This is a genomic window from Piscirickettsia litoralis (assembly GCF_001720395.1).
Taxonomy (GTDB): Bacteria; Pseudomonadota; Gammaproteobacteria; order Piscirickettsiales; family Piscirickettsiaceae; genus Piscirickettsia; species Piscirickettsia litoralis.
This window is the reverse complement of sequence record NZ_MDTU01000001.1, coordinates 753,454-773,186: the sequence shown is the minus strand read 5'-3', so window position 1 is coordinate 773,186 and position 19,733 is coordinate 753,454. Positions and strand designations below refer to the sequence as shown.

General features: G+C 41.9%; 21 protein-coding genes and 1 pseudogene. 14 read left to right on the top strand and 8 right to left on the bottom strand.

Going from position 1 to position 19,733, the window contains the following annotated elements:
* The coding region (locus BGC07_RS03685) for a hypothetical protein (protein ID WP_069311999.1) at positions 1-421 on the top strand (421 nt) is incomplete at its 5' end.
* 55 nt (positions 422-476) lie between these two features.
* On the opposite strand, the gene BGC07_RS19255 is transcribed toward BGC07_RS03685, so the two are convergent.
* The 3 genes from BGC07_RS19255 to BGC07_RS19245 are packed head-to-tail and all read right to left on the bottom strand — an operon-like array spanning position 477 to position 3,930.
* Entirely contained in the window at positions 477-1,562 is a 1,086-nt protein-coding gene (locus BGC07_RS19255; protein ID WP_158006857.1) for an AMP-binding protein, read from the bottom strand.
* 11 nt (positions 1,563-1,573) lie between these two features.
* On the bottom strand, positions 1,574-3,493 hold the full coding sequence (locus BGC07_RS19250; protein WP_077216740.1) for an MFS transporter: 1,920 nt from the start codon (positions 3,491-3,493) through the stop codon (positions 1,574-1,576).
* Positions 3,478-3,930, bottom strand: coding sequence for an MFS transporter (locus BGC07_RS19245; protein WP_077216739.1), 453 nt, complete (start codon positions 3,928-3,930; stop codon positions 3,478-3,480). The genes BGC07_RS19250 and BGC07_RS19245 overlap by 16 nt, the downstream gene beginning before the upstream one ends.
* A gap of 168 nt (positions 3,931-4,098) precedes the next feature.
* On the opposite strand from BGC07_RS19245, the gene BGC07_RS03675 reads away from it, so the two are divergent.
* Positions 4,099-4,728: a TetR/AcrR family transcriptional regulator gene (locus BGC07_RS03675; RefSeq protein ID WP_069311998.1), complete on the top strand. Its 630-nt coding sequence runs from the start codon at positions 4,099-4,101 to the stop codon at positions 4,726-4,728.
* Between the two features lie 167 nt (positions 4,729-4,895).
* Here BGC07_RS03675 and BGC07_RS03670 read toward each other — a convergent pair whose 3' ends face one another.
* The 4 genes from BGC07_RS03670 to BGC07_RS21670 form a co-directional block, all read right to left on the bottom strand.
* Positions 4,896-5,306 carry a hypothetical protein gene (locus BGC07_RS03670; protein ID WP_069311997.1) on the bottom strand — a complete coding sequence of 137 codons (411 nt, stop codon included), beginning with the start codon at positions 5,304-5,306 and terminating at the stop codon, positions 4,896-4,898.
* Positions 5,290-6,723, bottom strand: a complete 1,434-nt coding sequence (locus tag BGC07_RS03665) for a glycosyltransferase (RefSeq protein ID WP_069311996.1) — start codon at positions 6,721-6,723, stop codon at positions 5,290-5,292. The genes BGC07_RS03670 and BGC07_RS03665 overlap by 17 nt, the downstream gene beginning before the upstream one ends.
* Positions 6,724-7,834: 1,111 nt before the next feature.
* Complete coding sequence (locus BGC07_RS21680) at positions 7,835-8,893, bottom strand: ATP-binding cassette domain-containing protein (RefSeq protein ID WP_235602902.1); 1,059 nt, start codon at positions 8,891-8,893, stop codon at positions 7,835-7,837.
* An 88-nt stretch (positions 8,894-8,981) separates the two neighbouring features.
* Positions 8,982-9,773 (bottom strand): ABC-F family ATP-binding cassette domain-containing protein, encoded by a 792-nt coding sequence (locus tag BGC07_RS21670; RefSeq protein ID WP_235602901.1) that lies wholly within the window; start codon positions 9,771-9,773, stop codon positions 8,982-8,984.
* Between the two features lie 111 nt (positions 9,774-9,884).
* Between BGC07_RS21670 and grxB the strand changes: the two genes are divergently transcribed.
* The 12 genes and pseudogenes from grxB to miaE all read left to right on the top strand — a co-directional run bounded on the left by grxB (position 9,885) and on the right by miaE (position 19,444).
* Entirely contained in the window at positions 9,885-10,538 is a 654-nt protein-coding gene (grxB, locus tag BGC07_RS03655; RefSeq protein WP_069311995.1) for a glutaredoxin 2, read from the top strand.
* 131 nt (positions 10,539-10,669) lie between these two features.
* Positions 10,670-11,845 (top strand): formate-dependent phosphoribosylglycinamide formyltransferase, encoded by a 1,176-nt coding sequence (gene purT, locus BGC07_RS03650; protein ID WP_069311994.1) that lies wholly within the window; start codon positions 10,670-10,672, stop codon positions 11,843-11,845.
* A gap of 349 nt (positions 11,846-12,194) precedes the next feature.
* Positions 12,195-12,632: a type IV pilus assembly protein FimV gene (locus BGC07_RS21665; protein WP_235602900.1), complete on the top strand. Its 438-nt coding sequence runs from the start codon at positions 12,195-12,197 to the stop codon at positions 12,630-12,632.
* Position 12,633: 1 nt separating this feature from the next.
* Positions 12,634-12,879: a FimV/HubP family polar landmark protein gene (locus tag BGC07_RS21660; protein ID WP_235602899.1), complete on the top strand. Its 246-nt coding sequence runs from the start codon at positions 12,634-12,636 to the stop codon at positions 12,877-12,879.
* On the top strand, positions 12,779-13,549 hold the full coding sequence (locus BGC07_RS21655; protein WP_235603445.1) for a hypothetical protein: 771 nt from the start codon (positions 12,779-12,781) through the stop codon (positions 13,547-13,549). Before BGC07_RS21660 ends, BGC07_RS21655 begins: the two co-directional genes overlap by 101 nt.
* Positions 13,550-13,599: 50 nt before the next feature.
* Complete coding sequence (gene truA, locus BGC07_RS03640; RefSeq protein ID WP_069311993.1) at positions 13,600-14,385, top strand: tRNA pseudouridine(38-40) synthase TruA; 786 nt, start codon at positions 13,600-13,602, stop codon at positions 14,383-14,385.
* A 110-nt stretch (positions 14,386-14,495) separates the two neighbouring features.
* Positions 14,496-15,362: an acetyl-CoA carboxylase, carboxyltransferase subunit beta gene (gene accD, locus BGC07_RS03635; RefSeq protein ID WP_069311992.1), complete on the top strand. Its 867-nt coding sequence runs from the start codon at positions 14,496-14,498 to the stop codon at positions 15,360-15,362.
* 79 nt (positions 15,363-15,441) lie between these two features.
* Positions 15,442-15,690, top strand: coding sequence for a hypothetical protein (locus BGC07_RS21650; protein ID WP_235602898.1), 249 nt, complete (start codon positions 15,442-15,444; stop codon positions 15,688-15,690).
* A complete protein-coding gene (locus tag BGC07_RS03630) occupies positions 15,635-16,705 on the top strand; it encodes a bifunctional folylpolyglutamate synthase/dihydrofolate synthase (RefSeq protein WP_235602897.1) in 1,071 nt (356 codons plus the stop codon). The genes BGC07_RS21650 and BGC07_RS03630 overlap by 56 nt, the downstream gene beginning before the upstream one ends.
* Before the next feature lie 73 nt (positions 16,706-16,778).
* Positions 16,779-17,294 carry a CvpA family protein gene (locus BGC07_RS03625; protein ID WP_069311991.1) on the top strand — a complete coding sequence of 172 codons (516 nt, stop codon included), beginning with the start codon at positions 16,779-16,781 and terminating at the stop codon, positions 17,292-17,294.
* Positions 17,295-17,316: 22 nt separating this feature from the next.
* Positions 17,317-18,817: pseudogene (gene purF / locus BGC07_RS03620) on the top strand (amidophosphoribosyltransferase).
* A gap of 9 nt (positions 18,818-18,826) precedes the next feature.
* Entirely contained in the window at positions 18,827-19,444 is a 618-nt protein-coding gene (gene miaE, locus BGC07_RS03615; protein ID WP_069313792.1) for a tRNA-(ms[2]io[6]A)-hydroxylase, read from the top strand.
* Positions 19,445-19,493: 49 nt separating this feature from the next.
* On the opposite strand, the gene BGC07_RS03610 is transcribed toward miaE, so the two are convergent.
* The coding region (locus BGC07_RS03610; RefSeq protein WP_139121745.1) for a transposase at positions 19,494-19,733 on the bottom strand (240 nt) is incomplete at its 5' end.

The following is a 19,733-nucleotide window of genomic DNA, read 5'->3' as shown; positions in this document are numbered from 1 at the left end:
GCATGTCGGTGTAATCAGTGATTTATTTTGGGATGAAACTGAAAAAGTAAAGCCAATTGATATTGATTTTCGTTTGTCAGTGAAAAACCAGCAGCAACTAGCGCAGTATATTCAGAAAAATAACTTTAATAGTAATGTATTAATTGAATTTGAAACTTATGATTATGACCCGAATGCTAGAGCTTTTTATTCATCTTTTAATACGGACAAAGAGACGATAGAAGGGAATTTAAAAGTTTCAGAAGATAGTAAAGGGAAATTAAGCATATTTGTTAGTAAAGAACCAGAAGATGATGTGCAATCCCCAGTCAATTATTTTGCTTCTTTGTCCATTGTTTCAACAGCAAAAGCTCAGCAGCTGATTAGTGCAACATCAGTCACCATCAAAGAAGTATTGCCTTGGGGAATGAGCGTGGTTTAATTGATGATAAAGTTTTTGATTTTTAAATAGAGTAAAGGGCCTGATAGGCCCTTATTTATTTGCCAAGCAACTCAAGTGCTATGGCTTTGGCTTTGCTGTAATCTACTTTGCCAGAACCAAGTATGGGGATATGCTCTATATAGATAACATCGCTCGGGATGAGTGTGGAGTTGACATTTTGCTCTCGCATTGTTTGCTTTAATGTGCTGGTTAGTGATTGATTATCCGTTAGGCAGATAATACGTTCACCTTTTTTAGCGTCTTCAAGGGCAACGGTGACACAATGGTCGTCGTCGCTGCTAAACGTCTCAATGATATCTTCTACAGCTTGCAGGCTGACCATTTCACCGGCAATTTTAGCAAAGCGAGAGTAACGCCCTTTAATAGTAAGAAAGCCATCTTTATCGATAATGCCCTTATCCCCTGTTTTATACCAGCGTTTATTATCGATGGTTAAAAAGCTCTCGGTGTTTTTTTGTTGATTGTTTAGGTAGCCTGTCATAAGTTGTGGGCCGGTAATGATAATTAAGCCCTCTTGGTTGGTGGGTAGTATTTCAAGGGTATTTGGGTCAATGATATTAATTGCAGTGCCGGGTAAAGGTAAGCCGACGCTGCCTGATTTTTCCCCTGGTTGGACGTACCAATCTTCAGTGACCAGAATGTTTTCTAGATTTAATGTTGCGACAGGGGAAAGTTCAGTCGCACCATAGCCTTCTAGAATATTTTTATTAAATTTCTTTAAAAAAGCTTCTCGTACTTTATCTGCCATGCGCTCAGCCCCTGAAATGACTGTTTTAAGTGATTTAAACATTGAGGCATGAAGCTTCGGGTGGCGAGAGTAAAGGTTAAAAAATGTTGTGGTTCCACACAAAATAGTGACATTATGCTTGGCGATGGTTTTACCTATTTTTAGAGCATCTGTTGGGTCTGGGTAGCAAACCATCGGGGTACCTTCGATGAGTGGCATCAATGTGGTAACCGTCAGGCCAAAGGCATGGAATAATGGTAAACAGCTTAAGACTTTATCATCTGCTGTTAAGTTGAGTACACAAGAGCATTGGGTACAGTTGGCAATAACATTGTGATGAGAAAGTTGGACACCTTTCGGGGTTCCTTCACTGCCGCTGCTAAATAAAATCAATGCGGTGTCGTTTATATTTTTTTGCTATTAAAGAAAAATAATTTTAATAGCGATAATGGCAGTATTCGTGTGAGTAAATAATTTGTTATGGTTTTAACTTTTGAAATTTTAGTTTTAAGGTCTTCAAGAAAGATTAGCTGGATATGATCTTCTAAAAAAGATAGATCAAAGCCTTTATTCGTCAGTTTTTTAAAGAACGTTTTTGAGGTGACGACTGTTTTCATTTGGGTTGAACTGATCGCGTGCAATAATGCATCTTTCTCTGCGGTATAATTAAGATTGACAATAGTTTTGTCTAAGGCCAAACCTGCAAGATTACCGAGAATACCCCCTAGGCCGGGAGGAAGGAGCACACCAGTAGTGCTATCTTGGCCAAGGGGCTTTTTAAGGGCCTGTTTCATGGTGATTATTGCACTGATTGCTTTATAGCCAGACAGGCTGATTTTCTGTTGCTCATCAGTAATGATTGTTTTTTTACCTACTTTATTCAATCGTGAGAGGCAAGCCTCTGTGATTGTTTTAAAGTAGCCCGAAGAGTCAGACCAAGCTGTTGTTGAAAGCTCGATGATTTTTTGCTTAAGCTCAGGAGCGGTTGTTGTTGAGGGTAAAGTTGCGCCAAAATGACAGTAGATAGGGCGAATGAGGCCTTTCTTAGACACTTTACGGTAGTGCTTTGTTGATAAGGAGCCTGTGCTACCCCAAAGGCCATGAAGGTAAAATGGGACTATCGTCGCATTGCTACCTTCTAGAGCGCGCTCAAAGCCAGTGAAAAATCGACCGAGCTGACCATTACGACTGAGATGACCTTCTGGGAATAAGGCGATGACTTCATCATTTTCAAGGGCAGCGCGAATGTCTTTAATTGCCGCTTTACTCGCGCTGGTAGAAATTGGAATAAGCTTCATGGCTTTAAATAACCAGTTCAAATACCAGGTATTGTAGACTGTTTTATCCATGACAAAGCGTATCGGGCGTGGTGATGCGATGGCAAGGATGGCCCAATCGATATAGCTTGTATGGTTGCCTAATAATAGTACACCACCTGATGAGGGCAGGTTTTTTAGACCTTGCACTTTAATGCGGTAAAATTTTGAAAAGAGCGCGAATAGTACGTAACGAACCACCGTTTGTGGTAAAGCCTTAAGTGCAAGTATAGATGCAATCAATGCGATGGTGCCAAGGCTCTCGAAGACAATCACTGCGTTAACATCCATTAAGGTGACAACGGCGGTGATGACAAGAAAGCTGAGCATAAAGATGTTTTGCATGAAATTATTTGCAGCAAGGATTTTTCCAAGCTTAGAGTCTTTGGCGTTGAACTGGATTAAAGCATTGAGGGGGACGACGAGCATGCCGCTAAAAAAGCCATAGACTAAAAATGTGATGAGAATAGCTGCTGGGCTAGAAATATGCACCATAATGACTAGTATCATAGAGAGTGCAAAAGTAGAAATAGGGATAATACCTGTTTCTATGTAGTTTTTTGAAACACGTCCGGCATTATAAGAGCCTAAAATAATACCCAATATTGCAACGGCCATCGCGACTTGAACGAATAACGCACTGTAGTGATAGGTTTTAAGATAAGCACCATAAACGGCGACGGTGACTTGGCTTGCGCCCCAAAATAGTGAGAGACCGATAATTGAGCTGAAAATAGTTTTATTTTTAGTTGCAGATTTTATATTTTCAAGTAAGTAAGCGGCTTTAATATACTTTTTAGGTTGTAATGATGAGTTTGGTGATGATGCGGGATAAATGGTTAAAAAGTGGGTGCAAATTGCCTCAAATAAACTCGTTGTAATAAGAATAAAACCTAATGGTGCAATGCTTTGAACAATTTGGTTGGGTTGAATTTGTCCTGTGTGCCCTTTAAGAAAGTGTTGAAATAATAACGTAAACATTAAGGAGGACGCTAGAACCGCAACCATAGTAATCGCTTGTGCATAGCCATTGGCTTTGGCGATTTTTCTTTGCCGAAAAATTCTTTAACATAACCATACTTGGCTGGAGAGTTAATTGCCGATTGCATACCTAATAACAAGGTCATGGAAAATGCCGCCCAAAAATGCCCTTGATAATAAAAGACTGTAATGAGGATAGTGAGTGGAACTGCTGCCCAGGCTGTAAATCGTAATACTTTTGCCTTGGCGAACTTATCGGCAATAAAACCTGCTGGAGTAAACATCATTAGATAAGGAATAAGAATTAAGGCGCTTAACACAGAAGAATAAACCGTGAAATCGTGAGGTGACTCTGTGGTATAGAAGATATTTTGAATGAGTATCTTGTGACCTAAATCAACAAAGGTGTTGAAAAAAAGTATGAAGAAATAGCCAAACATGGCTAATTTCCTGCCACTATTCATAATTGCTCCCCTTTCTGCTATCTGTTTTTATTACTATTTTTAAATCTGTTTAAGTTAACGTTGTTACCTTATTGGCTGATTATAACTGACTGGCTAAATTATGTAAACAGTGATAACATAATTTGCATAATGAAATGAACCGCCGTGAAGTTGTAATAAGGAGCTGAGATGGCACGCCCTATTTTGATGTCTGAAGGTGAATATCGCCAGCATATTGTTGATGCTGCGGATAAAATTGTGCGCGAAGGGGGGGTGAGTCAGCTTTCCATTCGGGCGATTGCAAAGAAGGCAGCAACATCCGCTACACAGATGTATCGCAAGGGAATAAAGGGCATAGAAGATATTATCTTTATGTTAAATGAAAGAGCGTTAGATATATTAATTGCCCGGATTGAAAAAGTGAATTTAACGGCATTGAGTGGGGAGGCTGCTCTATATGAAATTGCAGAGATTTACTTAGAGTTTAGTGACCCTATTGGTGAGGATTATCCACTTTGGGAGTTAATGCAAAGGCTAAATACCGGATCAATTGAATCCCCCCAAAGTTATCAGGAAAAAACGTTAATATTATTTAACTATGGTGAGCGAGCGCTGGCGAAGGCATTACCGTTATTAGAAAGTAATGAGCTAACAGAAGCAACACGTGTTTTATGGGCAAGTGTCCATGGTATTTGTCATCTGCATGCACGAGATAAGCTAGTTTCAACAGGAGTATCGCCGGCAAAACCAATGATTAAACTATTAATTAAAGTGCTTTTAGCCGGATTAAGTGTGAGTAATTCCGCTGAAAAACCATGAGTATTTTTTTGTGAACTGAACTCGCATTTTAATAAAAATAGCTCGATGTGTGGTGTGCTTATTTATACTTAGTTTATATTCTAGTTTATATTTGGTTAAATATACGCCCTTTTATTCGGTTTATATTGTTTTTAGAAAAGAGCGTATTTAATAAATAATAACTTAAATTAACTCGCTTTTTTTAGTTTATTATTAGGTTTGTCCTTTAAATCTTCATGATAGTGATGAGAGTTTTTATTCTCGATGGACATAAGCGTGATATTGTTTTGTTCTTGCATTCTTGAACGGCCAAAGACCATAACGACCAGTGCCATATTAAGGAAAAACAACACAGACGGGCTCATAAATACTAGCTCGCTCGCTGAGAGTGAGTTAATATTTGCTAGGTAATTTACCATAGTTACAAATAGGGTAAGGCCAGCAATTGCAAATGCAAATAGTCCTTTGCGACTATTAATCGCTGATTTCCAGCTAATATAAGCTTCTGCGGTTTTACCTGTGGGTTTCCAGCCCTGGGAGCGGCGAGTGATATAATTAAAGACTGCTTTTGTTGAGACCCAGTTAATAAACGTGCTCATGACAAAAAAATGCAAGATATAAATGAGTTACCCACTTTATCCAGGAAACGGATTTGGGCTTGTTATGCCGGCTGTAACCGATGACATATAGCAGTGAAGGCAATTGGGTAAGGACCATAAAGGCGAGCCAAAATGCAGAAACATGAGGTTGTATAATGGCAAGTATGGCAAAAATGGGAGTTAAGATATAACTAAAAGAGAACATCTGATTTAAGATATCCATTTTCTCTTTAAAGGACATTGTTGCTGCTCGACAAATTTTGCCAATATATTTATGCGTAATTTGCATATTGCCATAGGTCCAACGCATCCACATTGCCTCGCACTCGCGCAATGAAGTTGGAACCCATTCACCACTTTCGACCCAAATTGATTTACCGTAAAAGCCTTTAAAGTAGGCGCGTACAGCAGCGGCGACATCTTCGACGATCATCGGTTCTCCCTTGTGCATTTCTAACCAAGGGCCGATCGCTTCGAGGGTTTTTTTCGACCAAATGGAGTTGTGACCCTGGAAGATAACAAAGCCAGTTTGCCCGATTAAGTTCATACTATAACGCAGCATATTTTGTGAGATACAGCATATTTTTGAGAAAAAGTTACACTCCTGATTGGTGCCTTTAATAAGTAATGAGGCATAGCCTAACTTATTATCTTTAATAAACTCTGGCATGACTTTAAGCAAGGTATCTTTTTTAAGGGTAGAGTCTGCATCGAGCAATAATACATGATCTTGGCTAATATGCTCCATAGCAATGTCTAGATTTTTAGGTTTAAAGCCCTCAGTGCCGTTACGATGAATAAATTTATAACTGGTTTTTGGGTTGTTTTTTGCATGCTCTTCGACATAGTTTTTCCAAAGCAGATAGTCAGCGTGATCCAAATCGCTGTTATCAACGACGATAATTTCTTTTTTATCATCAGGATAAATCAATGCATTGGCAGAATCGAAAGTGAGTTTACAGACATCAAAAGGCTCGTTACGTGTGGCGATCAGCATTGAGCAGCCTGGCATGTTTGCTGAGTCTAAGTCAGAACACTCTGGGAGTGTAGGCTCTTTGAAGAACAGGTATTGCACACACAATATACCTTTATAGTACATTTGGTAAACCAGTGGCATGAAGGCTAGTGTGATGATCTTGCCGATGATTGCGCTGTTATTTTGTTGAAATAAATCAGATAGATTAGGCAGCATAAAGTAGCTGGTCATGATAGTGAGTAGGGTACTTAAGCCAATAAAATATAAAGTATAACGATAGCTGAATCGAGTGGAGGCTGTGCTGGTTGATTGTAATGCAGCTAAGCTGCTGATTAATATTGCAGAAAGTAGGGCGATGGTCACGATAGGGCCTGCTATTGATAGCGTGGCCATAAAGATAAGTAGGAAAATGCCCAGGCATGATAAATAAAGGTTAGTCATTTGTTTCTCACTCCAAAGTCATTACGGCTCTACAGCTAGAATAAGGCAGAGTGTAAATTTTAAACAATGAGGACCATTATAGGGAGGTAATCTTAAATTAACGTTAGTGGATTAACTAGATGATTTTTTTAGTTATTTTTTAGTTTAAATGAGATTGTCGCTGATTTTATTGAGTTATAGTTATAACTTTTTTATTTATTGAAATATAGTTTTATCAAGGGGTTCGGCCTAGTGTTTTAATAATAAATAGGTTGCCCCTAAGATGTTGTTAGCCTTTATGTAGTTGGGCAGGAGTGGCGTATATACAGGTGTCGATGCCCACTATCTCGGTAGACCATGAGCTTAGGGATGGGTATTTGGATTCCTATTAGGGGAAAAAAGTTAGGGAAGCTGATTAAACTCCATGTGTCTTTTACATCGTTACTATTCGCACAGTTTGCTAGAGTGGAATTGAAACTATCTAAGCTTACATGACCAGTAGATATATTATATTTGACTGATGTGTAAAGGTAAGGGGCCGACGGGACGTAGAATTTTAAGTGATAATAGCTGGCCTCACCTAGAAAACCGCAATCCCAGCCTGATGCATTTTCTTCCTCATGATATGCGTTTGTTTTCGTTTCTCCTGGGCTTAAGGTAATTGGAGAAAATGAAATTCCATCCATGCATTGGCTATCGTATTCTTGCACAGTAATGGTTAAGTTTGTATCATTTGTGATGTCAACATTACCGCCATCCCATTTTGCATAAGTACTTGTTGTAATCGTAAATAAAAAAATTAATAAAAAATATAGTTAATTCATGATGTTAATTTTTCCCTACTAATTTTTATTTTTATATGAGATTTTTTATTTTATATGGTTGGTATATGGATCGATTATTGGTTTGGAATTGATTTTAGCACTTTCTACTGACCGATGCTATAAGATTTTTTATAACCTATACTACAGCCCTTGGCGAGCCAAATAAGCATGGAAAGCAAGGAATGTATCGGTAACAAACTCCAGTTCCAAAAATAGGTGATGCTAATTAATCCAATATTGGAATCCAAGCATCATTAGTTCAAAGTCTGTTTATATCAAAGAAATATATCATCAAGCTTGAGTGTCGATTAGCGATTTATCCGCTGATCGAAATCTTCGAGGGCTTCAAGGGCAATGAGTACCTCTTCTTCATCTTGTTCTAATTGGTTTTTAAGTTGCACTTGTTCTGTTAATAGCTGATCAAGTTTGGCCTTATTCTGGCTTTCATAGAGGCTATTATCGGCAAGTTGTGCCTCTAGTGTATCCAGAGTGTTTTGTAATTGTTCGAGTTGATCCTCCGCTTGACGAAGCTTGGTTAAAAAAGGTTTACGCCGGGCACGTAATTCAGCGGCCTCTTTGCGGGATTGCTTTTTATTATCGCTGTTATTATTTATATTTGTAGCCTGGTTAGAGTTTTGGTGAGAGCTTGCTTGGGTTATTTTCGTATTTTCGTCGGAAGTTTGCTCGGCGACTTGCTTGATATATTCATCTAAACTGCCTGAAAATAGCGTAACTTGCCCTTTGTTTGCAACCCAGAGCTGATCTGAGCAGCTGTTTAGTAAATGGCGGTTATGAGAAACGAGGATTAATGTGCCATTAAACTCTTGTAGGGCAAGGTTTAGGGCATTGCACATCTCAATATCTAAGTGATTGGTTGGCTCATCGAGAATGAGTAAGTTGGGGTTGAGCCAGATAATTTTTGCCAGAGCAAAACGTGCTTTTTCTCCACCTGAAAATTGGTGCAGAGGTTCAAAAATTCGGTCACCATGAAAGTTAAAACCACCGAGGAAGTTGCGAATTGCTTGGTCTGTCGCTGTTTTTTCTGTGGAGGATAAATGATCAAAGGGGCTTAACTCATCATTGAGTTCATCGATTTGGTGTTGGGCGAAATAACCGATTTTAACTTTGGGTTCTACGTGTAAAGTACCCTGTTGTGGCAATAAGGTTTGGCAAATGGATTTTAATAGCGTTGATTTCCCTGCACCGTTTACACCGATCAAGCCAATGCGGTCATGCTTGGCGAGAGTCAGCTTAATATCACGTAATTGAATATGATCATGATAGCCAAGTTGAACGTTTTCCAAAGTGACCATGGGTGAGGGGCAATTGGGAGCATCACCAAAGCTAAACTGAAAAGGTGAGTTCACTTGTGTAATTTGAACTTGCTCTAGTTTTTCTAGGGCTTTAACCCGGCTTTGCGCTTGGCGAGCTTTAGAGGCTTTGGCTTTAAAGCGATCAACAAAGCTTTGTAGGTGCTGGCGCTTGGCGGCAAATTTTTTTACTGGTGGCTTGTTCTAGAGCGATTTTTTCAGCGCGTTGCTTTTCAAAACTACTGTAATTTCCAAGGTAATAATGAATGGTTTGGTGGCTGATGTGTAAGGTATGGCCGATGACCTTATCCAAAAAGTCGCGATCGTGGGAGATGATCATCAGCATGCCTGGGTAACGTTGTAAATAACGTTCTAGCCAAATAATTGTGTTTAAGTCCAAATGGTTCGTAGGTTCATCGAGCAATAATAAATCAGAAGGTTTCATTAACGCTTGGGCAAGGTTTAAACGCATGCGCCAGCCGCCAGAAAATGCACTGACCGGTTTGTCAGTATCGGTATGGATAAAACCTAAACCATCAAGTAGGCGCGCTGCACGTGCTTTGGCACTGTAACCATCAATAGCGTGTAGGTTTTGGTGGATTTCAGCGATTTTAAGCGCGTCATTGTTCTTTTCGGCAAGGCTAAGTTCTTGTTGTAATTGCCTTAACAGGTCATCGCCATCGAGAACATAATCAAGGGCTGAACAACTTAATGCGGGAGTTTCCTGTTCGATGTGAGCGATACGCATTTTTTTGGGAAAGAGGTAATGACCCTGATCAATGCTCAGTTGGTGCTGAAGAACAGCGAAAAGTGATGATTTGCCAGAGCCATTTTGACCGATTAGTCCGACTTTTGCCTTGTAAGGAAGGGTAAAGCTTGCATTTTCGAATAAAACACGGGGGCCGCGGCGGATGGCAATTTGGTCAAACTGGATCATGAAAAATTTACGCTCTTTTACTGCTATTAAACCTTGTTATTGTACATGGTCCATGCCAAGATGACAGCCTAAAATCACTGATTTTGCCAAGGCTTAAAACAGGAGAGAAATATGACACTTTATGAATATAAATATTGCCCTTATTGCATTCGTGTACGTTTAGCCCTAGGGCTAAAAAATATTCCCTATGATGTTGTTGCCGTTGATTATGCTGATAGTGAGTTACCAACACGATTGATTGGTAAGAAAATGGTACCGGTATTAGAAGTCTCTGAAGGGAAATATTTGGCTGAAAGTTTGGATATCGTTAAATATTTGGATGAAAACAATGCTGGGCCTGCCATTGTTGTATCAAAGCGCCAAGCGGAAATTGAGGGTATTTTGAGTGAGTCTCGTCGTGCGGTCTATGGTTTATTAGCGCCACGTTGGCTAAGTGTAGGTTTTAAAGAGCTAGAAAGCCAAGCGGCGCAAGATTACTTGCGCAATAAGTTTGAGACGTCTTTAGAATGTACCTTGGAAGAAAGCTTAGAGAAAACACCCAAATACCTTGAGCAGATTAAAACGATGTTTACTAAGCTTGAAGCCTTGTTGACGAGTACAGAAAGTGTCGATGGCGTGATTTCTTATGCGGATATTGTCTTGGTAGCGCCGTTGGTGAATTTAACTTTAGTTAAAGATATTCCTTTCCCGGAAAAATTAAAGCAATATCTAGCACACTGGGCCGAGCAAGCAGGCGTTGATCTTTATTATGATCAGGCGATATAAAATCTGCTTGCAAGGCGATTGACATAGGCGATAGCAAGAACAGGCGATTGCTCGCTTGTTCTTGTTTAGATAGCTAGATATTTCAAAAAATAAACTATAAACAAAAAATTAAATACTTAGGATTGAAGACAATGATAGGTACTCCATTTTCTGCGACAGCAAAGCGAGTGATGTTGTTGGGTGCTGGTGAGCTTGGCAAAGAGGTTGTGATCGAATTGCAGCGCTTTGGCATAGAGGTGATTGCTGTGGACCGTTATGAAAACGCACCGGCGATGCAGGTTGCTGATCGTGCTTATGTTGTACAAATGACAGAGGCTGAGGCGTTACGCGAGGTTATTGCTAAAGAAAATCCACATATTGTTGTGCCAGAAGTTGAAGCGATTGCGACGGATGTGTTATTAGAAGTCGAAGCCCAAGGCAAACAAGTGGTGCCTAGTGCAAAGGCAGTGCATATCACCATGAATCGGGCTGCGATTCGTAAACTTGCGGCAGAAGCATTAAGTCTTGCGACATCACCTTTTAAGGTGGTGGAGAGCTGGCAACAATGCCTGCAAGCGCTGGAGACAATTGGCTATCCTTGTGTAATCAAGCCGGTGATGAGTTCGTCTGGCAAGGGCCAAAGCATTGTTCGCAGTGAAAGCGAATTAAAAGCCGCTTGGGACTACGCTTTATCTGGGGGGCGCACCGCAGCGGATGTCATTATTGTTGAAGGCTTTATTGATTTTGATTTTGAAATTACCCTGTTAACGGTGAGTCATCGCGATGGCATTTCATTTTGTCCACCTATCGGCCATCGTCAAGAAGAGGGTGATTACCGTGAATCTTGGCAGCCGCAGGCTTTAACAGAGACTGTTGAGAGAAAAGCGCAGCAATTGGCCAAAAGCATTGTCACTGAATTAGGCGGTTATGGTTTGTTTGGTGTTGAGTTGTTTATTAAAGGTGATGAGGTGTATTTTAATGAGGTCTCGCCACGACCCCATGATACTGGCATGGTGACATTGATTTCACAGAACTTATCTGAATTTTCCTTGCACGTTCGTGCATTATTGGGCTTGCCTATTGCAGAAATTACACTAAAACAACCTTCTGCATCAGCCGCTTTACTGGTTGAGGGTGAATCGAGCCAGGTTGTATTTAGTCATCTTGATCAAGCTCTAGCAGTCCCAGAAAGCGACTTGAAGCTCTTTGGTAAGCCGGGAGTCTCAGGGCGACGACGCATGGGAGTGGCGCTGGCTCAGGGGGCGAATATTGAGGAAGCGTGTGAGCGGGCTTGTTTGGTGCGTGATCGAGTAAACGTTATTCTATAAAATATAATTAAGTTCCCTGATTTTTATGAAAAAAGTTTGAGTTTATTTGAATTTAAGTGCGTTTTTTCAGGTCCATATTAAGTAGGAATGCTGAGCGATATAAGCTCTGTAGCCGTTGGCGAAAGTGACGCTTTTACTAAAGCGCCGGTACCGTTTAGGGTCGAGTAGCTTACAGGAGCACGTCGGATGCGTGCTCTTGTTGTCTTTGCATTAAGGCTAGTTTTTTAAAAATTATTTTAGCTTTGAGAACAGGAGCTTGACCCGGTAAGTTAGTTTACTACTCGATTTGCCGTTAAAGTCCGGCTAGAGTTAAAAAGGTAATGGATGAAGGTAAAAATCAGGGAAGAAGATGAAGTTACTGCGTCTTTGTGTTGTGGCGTTCGGGTTCGCGCTGTTTAGCTTAAATGTGTTCGCATTATCGACAGGTCAGATCTCTGTTTTTTCTGAGCCGAGGGAGCCTTTGCGAGCGGCTCTGGTGATTAATCATCTAGGAAATATTCCCTACCAGAAAATTAATGTAACGATGCCAACATCAACTGAGCTGAGAAAGCTGGGGTTGGAGCGCAGTCAAATGGAGCGTTTAAACTTCAAAGTGCTTCCTGGGCGCAAAGGGTCGGCTTTGGTGTATATTCATAGTATTAAACCCTTGCCTGAGCTTTCTGCAATCGCATTGGATATTCGCTGGCCAGGAGGGCATAAAACAGAAGGGTTCTTACTTAATCTAGCAAAAAACAAAGCAATATTATCCGAAACTATATCAGCGGTTGAATCTTACCTCAGCCTCTAGAATGAGTCTTTATGGTCCCATTCGTTCTCATGATACTTTATGGAAAGTCGCTCAGCGAATTCGGCCGAGTAAAAATTTAACCGTACAACAGACGATGGTTGCTCTATTGGAGCAAAACCCCAGAGCTTTTATTGCTGGGGATATGAATGAGATACAGCGTGGTCAAGTGCTTTTTGTTCCCTCTAAAAAATGTGATTGCAGGCATTTCAAAACGGGGTGCGCGCCTTGCTGTACAACAGCAGATTAAAGCTTGGCAGCAAGGTAAACGCTCGACAGGGCCGAAACCTTCAGCGCAAATTGTCCATCTGGTGCCAGGAGATCTACCGGCGATAGATACCGATGATAGTTTGGTGATTATGCAAGAGTTGGCAGTACAGATGCAAAGCCTACAAGGCGCGATTAATAAAATTCAGCAAGACAACGAAAAACTGCAAATGCAATTGGCGAGCTTTGAAACACAAATGGGACATTTGGCGACCAAAGTTGACCAGCAAAATAATGCACTGTTAGCTCAAAATAATAAATTAACCCGCAAGGCTCAGAAAAATGTTCCTCAATTTAGTGTTGAAGACCCTGTCGTCACATCCTCAGTATCGTCCTCATCCACGACGATGGCCTCTAGTCCTGTTGTTAAACCTTTAAGCTTAAAAGCACAAAACATCGCAAGTGTGGGAGCTGCCTATGCTAAGCCTGCGAATTCTGGATCTTTAAGTGCCCAACCTTTGTGGTTACAAGCGCTTGAAAATATAACTTATTGGGGGGTGGGGTTGGTTATTGTAATGTTCTTAGGGCTGTTTTGGTTAGGTTGGCGTTTACGTCGTGAGCACGTGCGCCGCTTGGAAGATCAAGCGGTATTGAGAGCGACTATCGAGCGTATGCAGCACCCTGGGTTTAGAAAAGTAGCGAACAAGGCTTAAACAGGATAAAATCGTCGCCTAATTTAATACACAAATGAAATTAGGTGGCGATGAGAATAGCAGTTAGTTTGGCATATGAAGGTGGGGCTTATTGTGGTTGGCAGATCCAATCGCACTCGCCTTCTGTACAAGAGCAAGTCGAGAAAGCACTCAGTCGTGTTGCCAATCATCCGGTCCAAGTCGTCTGTGCGGGAAGAACGGATACAGGGGTGCATGCCAGTCACCAGATCATTCACTTCGATACTGATGCCGTACGCCCTATGCATGCTTGGGTGAAGGGAGCGAATACCTATTTACCTAAAGATATTAATTTGAATTGGGCCGTGCCGGTGAGTGATGAGTTTCACGCTCGCTTTTCGGCGCTGTCCCGGCGTTATCGTTATATTATTTATAATGGACCGATGAGGTTGGGCTTATGGCATCAGCAAATGACTTACTGTTACCAAGGGCTCGATGAAAAAAAGATGCAAGAAGCAGCGCAGTATTGGCTGGGGGAGCATGATTTCTCATCGTTTCGGGCAAGCGGTTGTCAATCGAATACCCCCATGCGTAGAATCGATGCGTTTACAGTACAGCGCCAGGGCAGTACAGTGTTCTTTGATGTTGAAGCGAATGCTTTTTTGCATCATATGATCCGCAACTTTGCCGGGGTTTTGATGGAAATTGGTCGTGGAAACAAAGCGGTAGCCTGGGCAAATGAAGTATTGGAATCACGTGATCGACGTGTTGCTGGGGTGACAGCGCCGGCGAATGGGTTATACTTTGTAAATGTGACTTATCCTGATATTTTTCAATTACCTAAGGCAAGAGTAGAGCCTTTGGTTTTAATGTGCTGAGCGAGAAATAAGCGGCGTGATGATTGCTGTTGGCCTTGAGGCTGATATAATAGGCAGCTTATCGCTGTAATGAATGTTATTATTGCAACAAACGGTTTAGAGATCATTATATGAGTTGGTTGGAAAAATTGTTACCTTCGGCGGCACGTACAGAGGCTGCAGGAAACAAAAAAGGGGTCCCCGAAGGGGTTTGGCAAAAGTGCAAATCGTGCGAGGTTGTGCTGTATTTGCCTGAACTGAATAAGAATTTAGATGTATGTCCGCAATGTGGGCACCATCACCGCATCAGTGCGCGTCGACGCATTGATCTATTTTTAGATACAGAAGGCCGTGAGGAAATTGCGGCCAATGTGGTTCCAACAGATCATTTAAAGTTTAAGGATGTTCAACGCTATAAAGACCGCTTGAGCATTGCTGAGAAGAAAACCCAAGAAACCGATGCATTGGTTGTGATGTCAGGGACGCTAGAATCTATGCCGATTGTTACCGCTGCGATGGAGTTTGGCTTTATGGGCGGTTCGATGGGTTCTGTCATGGGTGAGCGTTTTGTCCAGGGGGTAAATAAGGCGTTAGCCTTGCGTGCGCCCTTTGTTTGTTTTAGTTCTAGCGGTGGGGCGCGCATGCAAGAGTCGTTATTCTCGCTGATGCAGATGGCAAAAACCAGTGCTGCATTAACGCGCTTGGCCGATGAAGGCTTGCCGTTTATTTCGGTATTATCAGACCCGACGACAGGCGGAGTGTCTGCAAGTTTTGCGATGCTAGGTGATGTGAATATTGCAGAACCTAATGCGTTGATCTGTTTTGCCGGACCACGTGTGATTGAACAAACTGTGCGTGAAAAACTACCAGAAGGTTTCCAGCGTAGTGAGTTTTTACAAGAGCATGGCGTGGTGGATATGATCGTCAATCGTTTAGAGATGCGAGCACAACTTGCTTCTTTACTGCGAAAATTGATGAATCTCCCTGCGGCGAGCTAGCCGCTAATTTTAATGAGTTAAAATAAAGAATAGCGTTCGGTTTATTTTCTATCTAAAAAAATAAGGCTAAGGAATAACAATGGAGCAGCGGACATTATCAGCATGGTTAGCTTGGGCTGAGCAACAGCATGCTGATGAGATGTGCTTTGGGTTGGAACGTGTAAAAACAGTGGCTGAATCTTTGGAGTTGTTGAATGTTCAGCCTCTTGTGATCACTGTAGGTGGCACGAACGGCAAAGGCTCCTGTATCGCTTTTTTGAGAGCAGATTTATGTGGCCGCAGGCTTTGCGGTTGGCAGTTTTACTTCTCCCCACTTTTTACATTATAACGAGCGTATTCGCCTTTTCGGTGAAGAGGTGAGTGATGAACGTTTGTGTGAAGCGTTTGCGCAGGTCGCTAAAGCTCAGACCGAAACTAAAACTCCTTTGACCTTTTTTGAGATTAATATCTTAAATGCCTTATGGGTATTTAAACAAAATGCCCTGGATATTATTTTATTGGAAGTTGGCCTCGGTGGGCGTTTGGATGCGGCGAATATCATCGATGCGGATTTGGCCTTGATCAGCAGCATTGCTATCGACCATGAGGCGTGGTTAGGTTCTGACCGTGAGTCGATAGCCAAAGAAAAAGCGGGCATTTTTCGCCGACAAGGCTTCGCGGTGTGTGGTGATGATCAACCGCCGCAGACACTGATTCAATATGCCAATCAATTGAATGCGGATCTCTATTTGCAAGGGTCAAGTTTTGGTTTTGAAGTGCATGGCGATAGTTGGGGCTGGTGGAGTGCAGAAACAGAACTGCATGAGCTGCCGATGCCAAAATTGGCACTTGATAATGCATCGTCTGTGCTGCAGGCTGTTAATTTATTGCAGAACCGATTGCCGGTAAAGCGTGATGCAATCGAGCATGGCTTAAAGCATGCTGAACTGACCGGCCGTTTTCAGATCATTCGTAATGGTGCATTGACGACTATTTTAGATGTGGCGCATAATCCGGCGGCGGCAAAACGCTTAGCAACGCAGTTGATGACGGAGCCTTGTAGCGGTAATACTTGGGGTTTATTTGGGATTATGGCGGATAAGGATATTGCTGGTGTCGTACAAAACTTATTTCGCAGTATTGATCATTGGGTCGTGGCCGGCTTAAGCTGTGAACGCGCGGCAAAACCCGCAGAGGTTCAAGATGTTTTGTACCAGCAAGGTTGTCGCACCGCCGATCAATGCTTCGCTGATGTGGGTGATGGTTATGATGCAATACTCGCACAAGCACAGCCGGAAGATCGCATTGTTGTCTTCGGATCTTTTTTTACTGTGGCCGATTGGTTAAATTACGCTGTGCTCTAAGTGGATTTTTGTGCTGATTTTTATGGCGATTTCAGGTATGATGTGCCCTTCTGTGCAGATCAAGGTGTAGACCATGTTGTTGAATTGGGTCGATATTGTATTATTAATCATCGTTGGCATTTCCGCTGTTTTAAGTCTGGCGCGTGGTTTTGTTCGAGAATTATTGTCTTTATTAGTCTGGGCGGGCGCTTTTTTTGCTGCGATGCGTTGCGCGCCTCAGTTTGTTAATTACTTTCACTCTTTTTCTAACTCCCCATCGGTTCAATATGCGTTAAGTTATATCTGTGTATTTTTGGTTGTATTGCTATGTGGCATGTTGATCGCAGCCTTGCTCGTGCGGATTGTGCAAAAAAGTGAGCTGGATTTAACCGATCGTTTACTTGGTCTTGTTTTTGGTGCCGCTCGTGGTTTGGTGCTTGTCATGCTCGTGACATTGGCCGTGAATGCGACGGGACTTGCCAAGCAAAGCGTCTGGAAACAGGCGTATTTCGTCCCTTATTTAACTCATGCAGTGCAATGGACAAAACAGCATATCCCTAAAGAGTTACTTTCGTTACCTAATAAGAATGCAGCTGACGTTAAAAATTAATTTAAATTGAGGTAGATTATCCATGTGCGGTATTGTTGGATTGGTTGGGCATTACCCCGTAGGGCAGGCATTATTGGATGGCTTAACGATGTTGCAGCATCGTGGTCAAGATGCGGCTGGTATCTTAACATCATCAAACGGCAAATTTTATTTGCGTAAATCTAATGGGTTAGTCAAAGATGTCTTCAATCAACGTCAAATGATGCGCTTGGATGGCAAGCTTGGGATTGGTCATGTGCGTTATCCGACGGCAGGCTCTTCAGACCAGGCAGAAGCTCAGCCGTTTTATGTTAATTCTCCCTATGGCGTGGCTCTTGCGCATAATGGCAATTTAACGAATGCAAAAAGCTTAAAAGAAGAGCTATTTCGAACCGATCGTCGTCACTTAAATACGAGCTCTGATTCAGAAGTGCTCTTGAATGTCCTTGCGCATGAGATGCAAGGGATAGGTAAATTGAAATTATCTGCCGATGATATTTTCTATGCGGTGGAACGGATCTATGATCGTTGCAAAGGCGGTTTTTCTGCATTGGCTGTGATTAATGGCCATGGTTTACTGGCCTTTCGTGATCCCAATGGCATTCGGCCTCTAGTCTATGGCACACGCCAGACAGAAAAAGGGATAGAGCACATGTTTGCTTCCGAAAACGTTGCGCTTGATATGCTTGGTTTTGAGTTGCAGGGTGATGTTGCTCCGGGTGAAGCAGTTTATATCAGTGAAGATGGTGAAGTGCATCGTCGTGTCTGCGCCAGTGGAGTGCGTTATACCCCCTGTATTTTTGAGTACGTCTATTTAGCGCGCCCAGACTCGGTGATGAATGGCATTTCTATTTACCAAGCACGGATTAATATGGGTGAGCAGCTAGCAAAGCGTGTGAGCGAGCTTTGTGACTTAAATGAAATTGATGCGGTGATCCCTGTTCCTGATAGCAGCCGGACTTCAGCCTTTGCTTTATCACAAGAGCTTGATTTGCCCTATCGGGAAGGCTTTGTTAAAAACCATTATGTTGGTCGTACTTTTATCATGCCAGACCAAGCCTTGCGTAGACACTCGGTGCGCCGTAAATTAAATACGATTAATGCTGAGTGGAAAAAATGTATTGTTGGTTGATGATTCGATTGTTCGTGGTACGACGTCGCGTGAGATTATCCAGATGGCTAGAGAAGCTGGTGCTAATAAGGTATTTTTTGCTTCGGCGGCGCCTGAGGTGATGTATCCAAATGTCTATGGTATCGATATGCCTGTGGCTTCTGAATTGGTCGCTCATGGTAAAACAGTTGAGGAAATTGAAAAAGCGTTAGGTGCGGACCAGCTTATTTTCCAGACATTAGCAGCGCTGAATCAGGCCGTCTCAGCGTGTAATGATCAGATTACTGAATTTGATAATTCAGTGTTTGATGGAAAATATATTACTCAAGATATAGACAATGAGTACCTTGCCGCCCTTGAGCAAGAACGTGCGAATGCGAAAAAAAACAAAGAGACTGATGTTGAAACGGTTAATTTGCAAGGCTATTTATAAGTGGTGAGCATGGTAGAAAAAGTAGCGAGCGCCGCAGAAGCGACAGCATTTTTAGGCTGTAAAACGCCAAAGTTGTGGCTAGAGCAGGCTTTGATTCAGCAAGATATTTTATTGATTGACCACGCCCAATGTGAAAAAAAAGCGGCATCAACAGCCCTAGCGATGATTAATCGCTACAGTAACTACCATGACATGGTGATGCGGATGTCGAAACTAGCGCGTGAAGAGCTTAGGCATTTTGAGCAAGTTTCAGGGATTATAAGAAAGCGCGGTATTCAATATGGTGCGCTCTCAGCTTCGCGTTATGCTGAGGGCCTGCGTCAACATATTCGAGCGGGTCGTATTGAGTGTTTGGTGGATACTTTAATCATTGGTGCCTTTATTGAAGCGCGTTCTTGCGAGCGTTTTGCAGCATTGGTTCCTTTGCTTGATGTTGAATTAGCTAAATTTTATCAAGGCTTACTGGCATCAGAAGCACGGCACTTTTTGATGTATTTGCAGTTTGCTAAAAGCATTTGTGCCGATGAATCGATTGATGCACATATTGAGCGATTTCGTAATATTGAGCGCGATTTAATCGAAACCCCAGATGAGCAGTTTCGTTTTCATAGTGGTGTGCCTGCTTGAAGAGAAGAGCGGGTTTGATGATTATTAATTAACGTGAGTTCGATATAACTCAGCTGGTCAATAGGTTATGCTGGATGTTAAGCGATGGCTTTTTCTCTTGAAGACAATATGCTGCTAATCCAGCAAGAATATTGACCATAAAGTTGTTGACACTACGATGCCTGGAATGTTCGATTTGAGAGATGTTTTTAAGTTGATCAAATACACTTTCAATAATTCCACGTTTTCTGAGTAAAATTTTATCGATGATAGGCATGAGCTTATTTTTCATATTCTTGCGAATTTTATT

Excerpts from the sequence above, each read along its gene's own strand:
- BGC07_RS19250 (WP_077216740.1), bottom strand. The coding sequence starts at position 3,493 with ATGGTTGCGGTTCTAGCGTCCTCCTTAATGTTTACGTTATTATTTCAA.
- BGC07_RS19245 (WP_077216739.1), bottom strand. The coding sequence starts at position 3,930 with ATGAATAGTGGCAGGAAATTAGCCATGTTTGGCTATTTCTTCATACTT.
- BGC07_RS03675 (WP_069311998.1), top strand. The coding sequence starts at position 4,099 with ATGGCACGCCCTATTTTGATGTCTGAAGGTGAATATCGCCAGCATATT.
- BGC07_RS03670 (WP_069311997.1), bottom strand. The coding sequence starts at position 5,306 with ATGAGCACGTTTATTAACTGGGTCTCAACAAAAGCAGTCTTTAATTAT.
- BGC07_RS03665 (WP_069311996.1), bottom strand. The coding sequence starts at position 6,723 with ATGACTAACCTTTATTTATCATGCCTGGGCATTTTCCTACTTATCTTT.
- BGC07_RS21670 (WP_235602901.1), bottom strand. The coding sequence starts at position 9,773 with ATGATCCAGTTTGACCAAATTGCCATCCGCCGCGGCCCCCGTGTTTTA.
- grxB (WP_069311995.1), top strand. The coding sequence starts at position 9,885 with ATGACACTTTATGAATATAAATATTGCCCTTATTGCATTCGTGTACGT.
- purT (WP_069311994.1), top strand. The coding sequence starts at position 10,670 with ATGATAGGTACTCCATTTTCTGCGACAGCAAAGCGAGTGATGTTGTTG.
- BGC07_RS21665 (WP_235602900.1), top strand. The coding sequence starts at position 12,195 with ATGAAGTTACTGCGTCTTTGTGTTGTGGCGTTCGGGTTCGCGCTGTTT.
- BGC07_RS21660 (WP_235602899.1), top strand. The coding sequence starts at position 12,634 with ATGAGTCTTTATGGTCCCATTCGTTCTCATGATACTTTATGGAAAGTC.
- BGC07_RS21655 (WP_235603445.1), top strand. The coding sequence starts at position 12,779 with ATGAGATACAGCGTGGTCAAGTGCTTTTTGTTCCCTCTAAAAAATGTG.
- truA (WP_069311993.1), top strand. The coding sequence starts at position 13,600 with ATGAGAATAGCAGTTAGTTTGGCATATGAAGGTGGGGCTTATTGTGGT.
- accD (WP_069311992.1), top strand. The coding sequence starts at position 14,496 with ATGAGTTGGTTGGAAAAATTGTTACCTTCGGCGGCACGTACAGAGGCT.
- BGC07_RS21650 (WP_235602898.1), top strand. The coding sequence starts at position 15,442 with ATGGAGCAGCGGACATTATCAGCATGGTTAGCTTGGGCTGAGCAACAG.
- BGC07_RS03625 (WP_069311991.1), top strand. The coding sequence starts at position 16,779 with ATGTTGTTGAATTGGGTCGATATTGTATTATTAATCATCGTTGGCATT.
- miaE (WP_069313792.1), top strand. The coding sequence starts at position 18,827 with ATGGTAGAAAAAGTAGCGAGCGCCGCAGAAGCGACAGCATTTTTAGGC.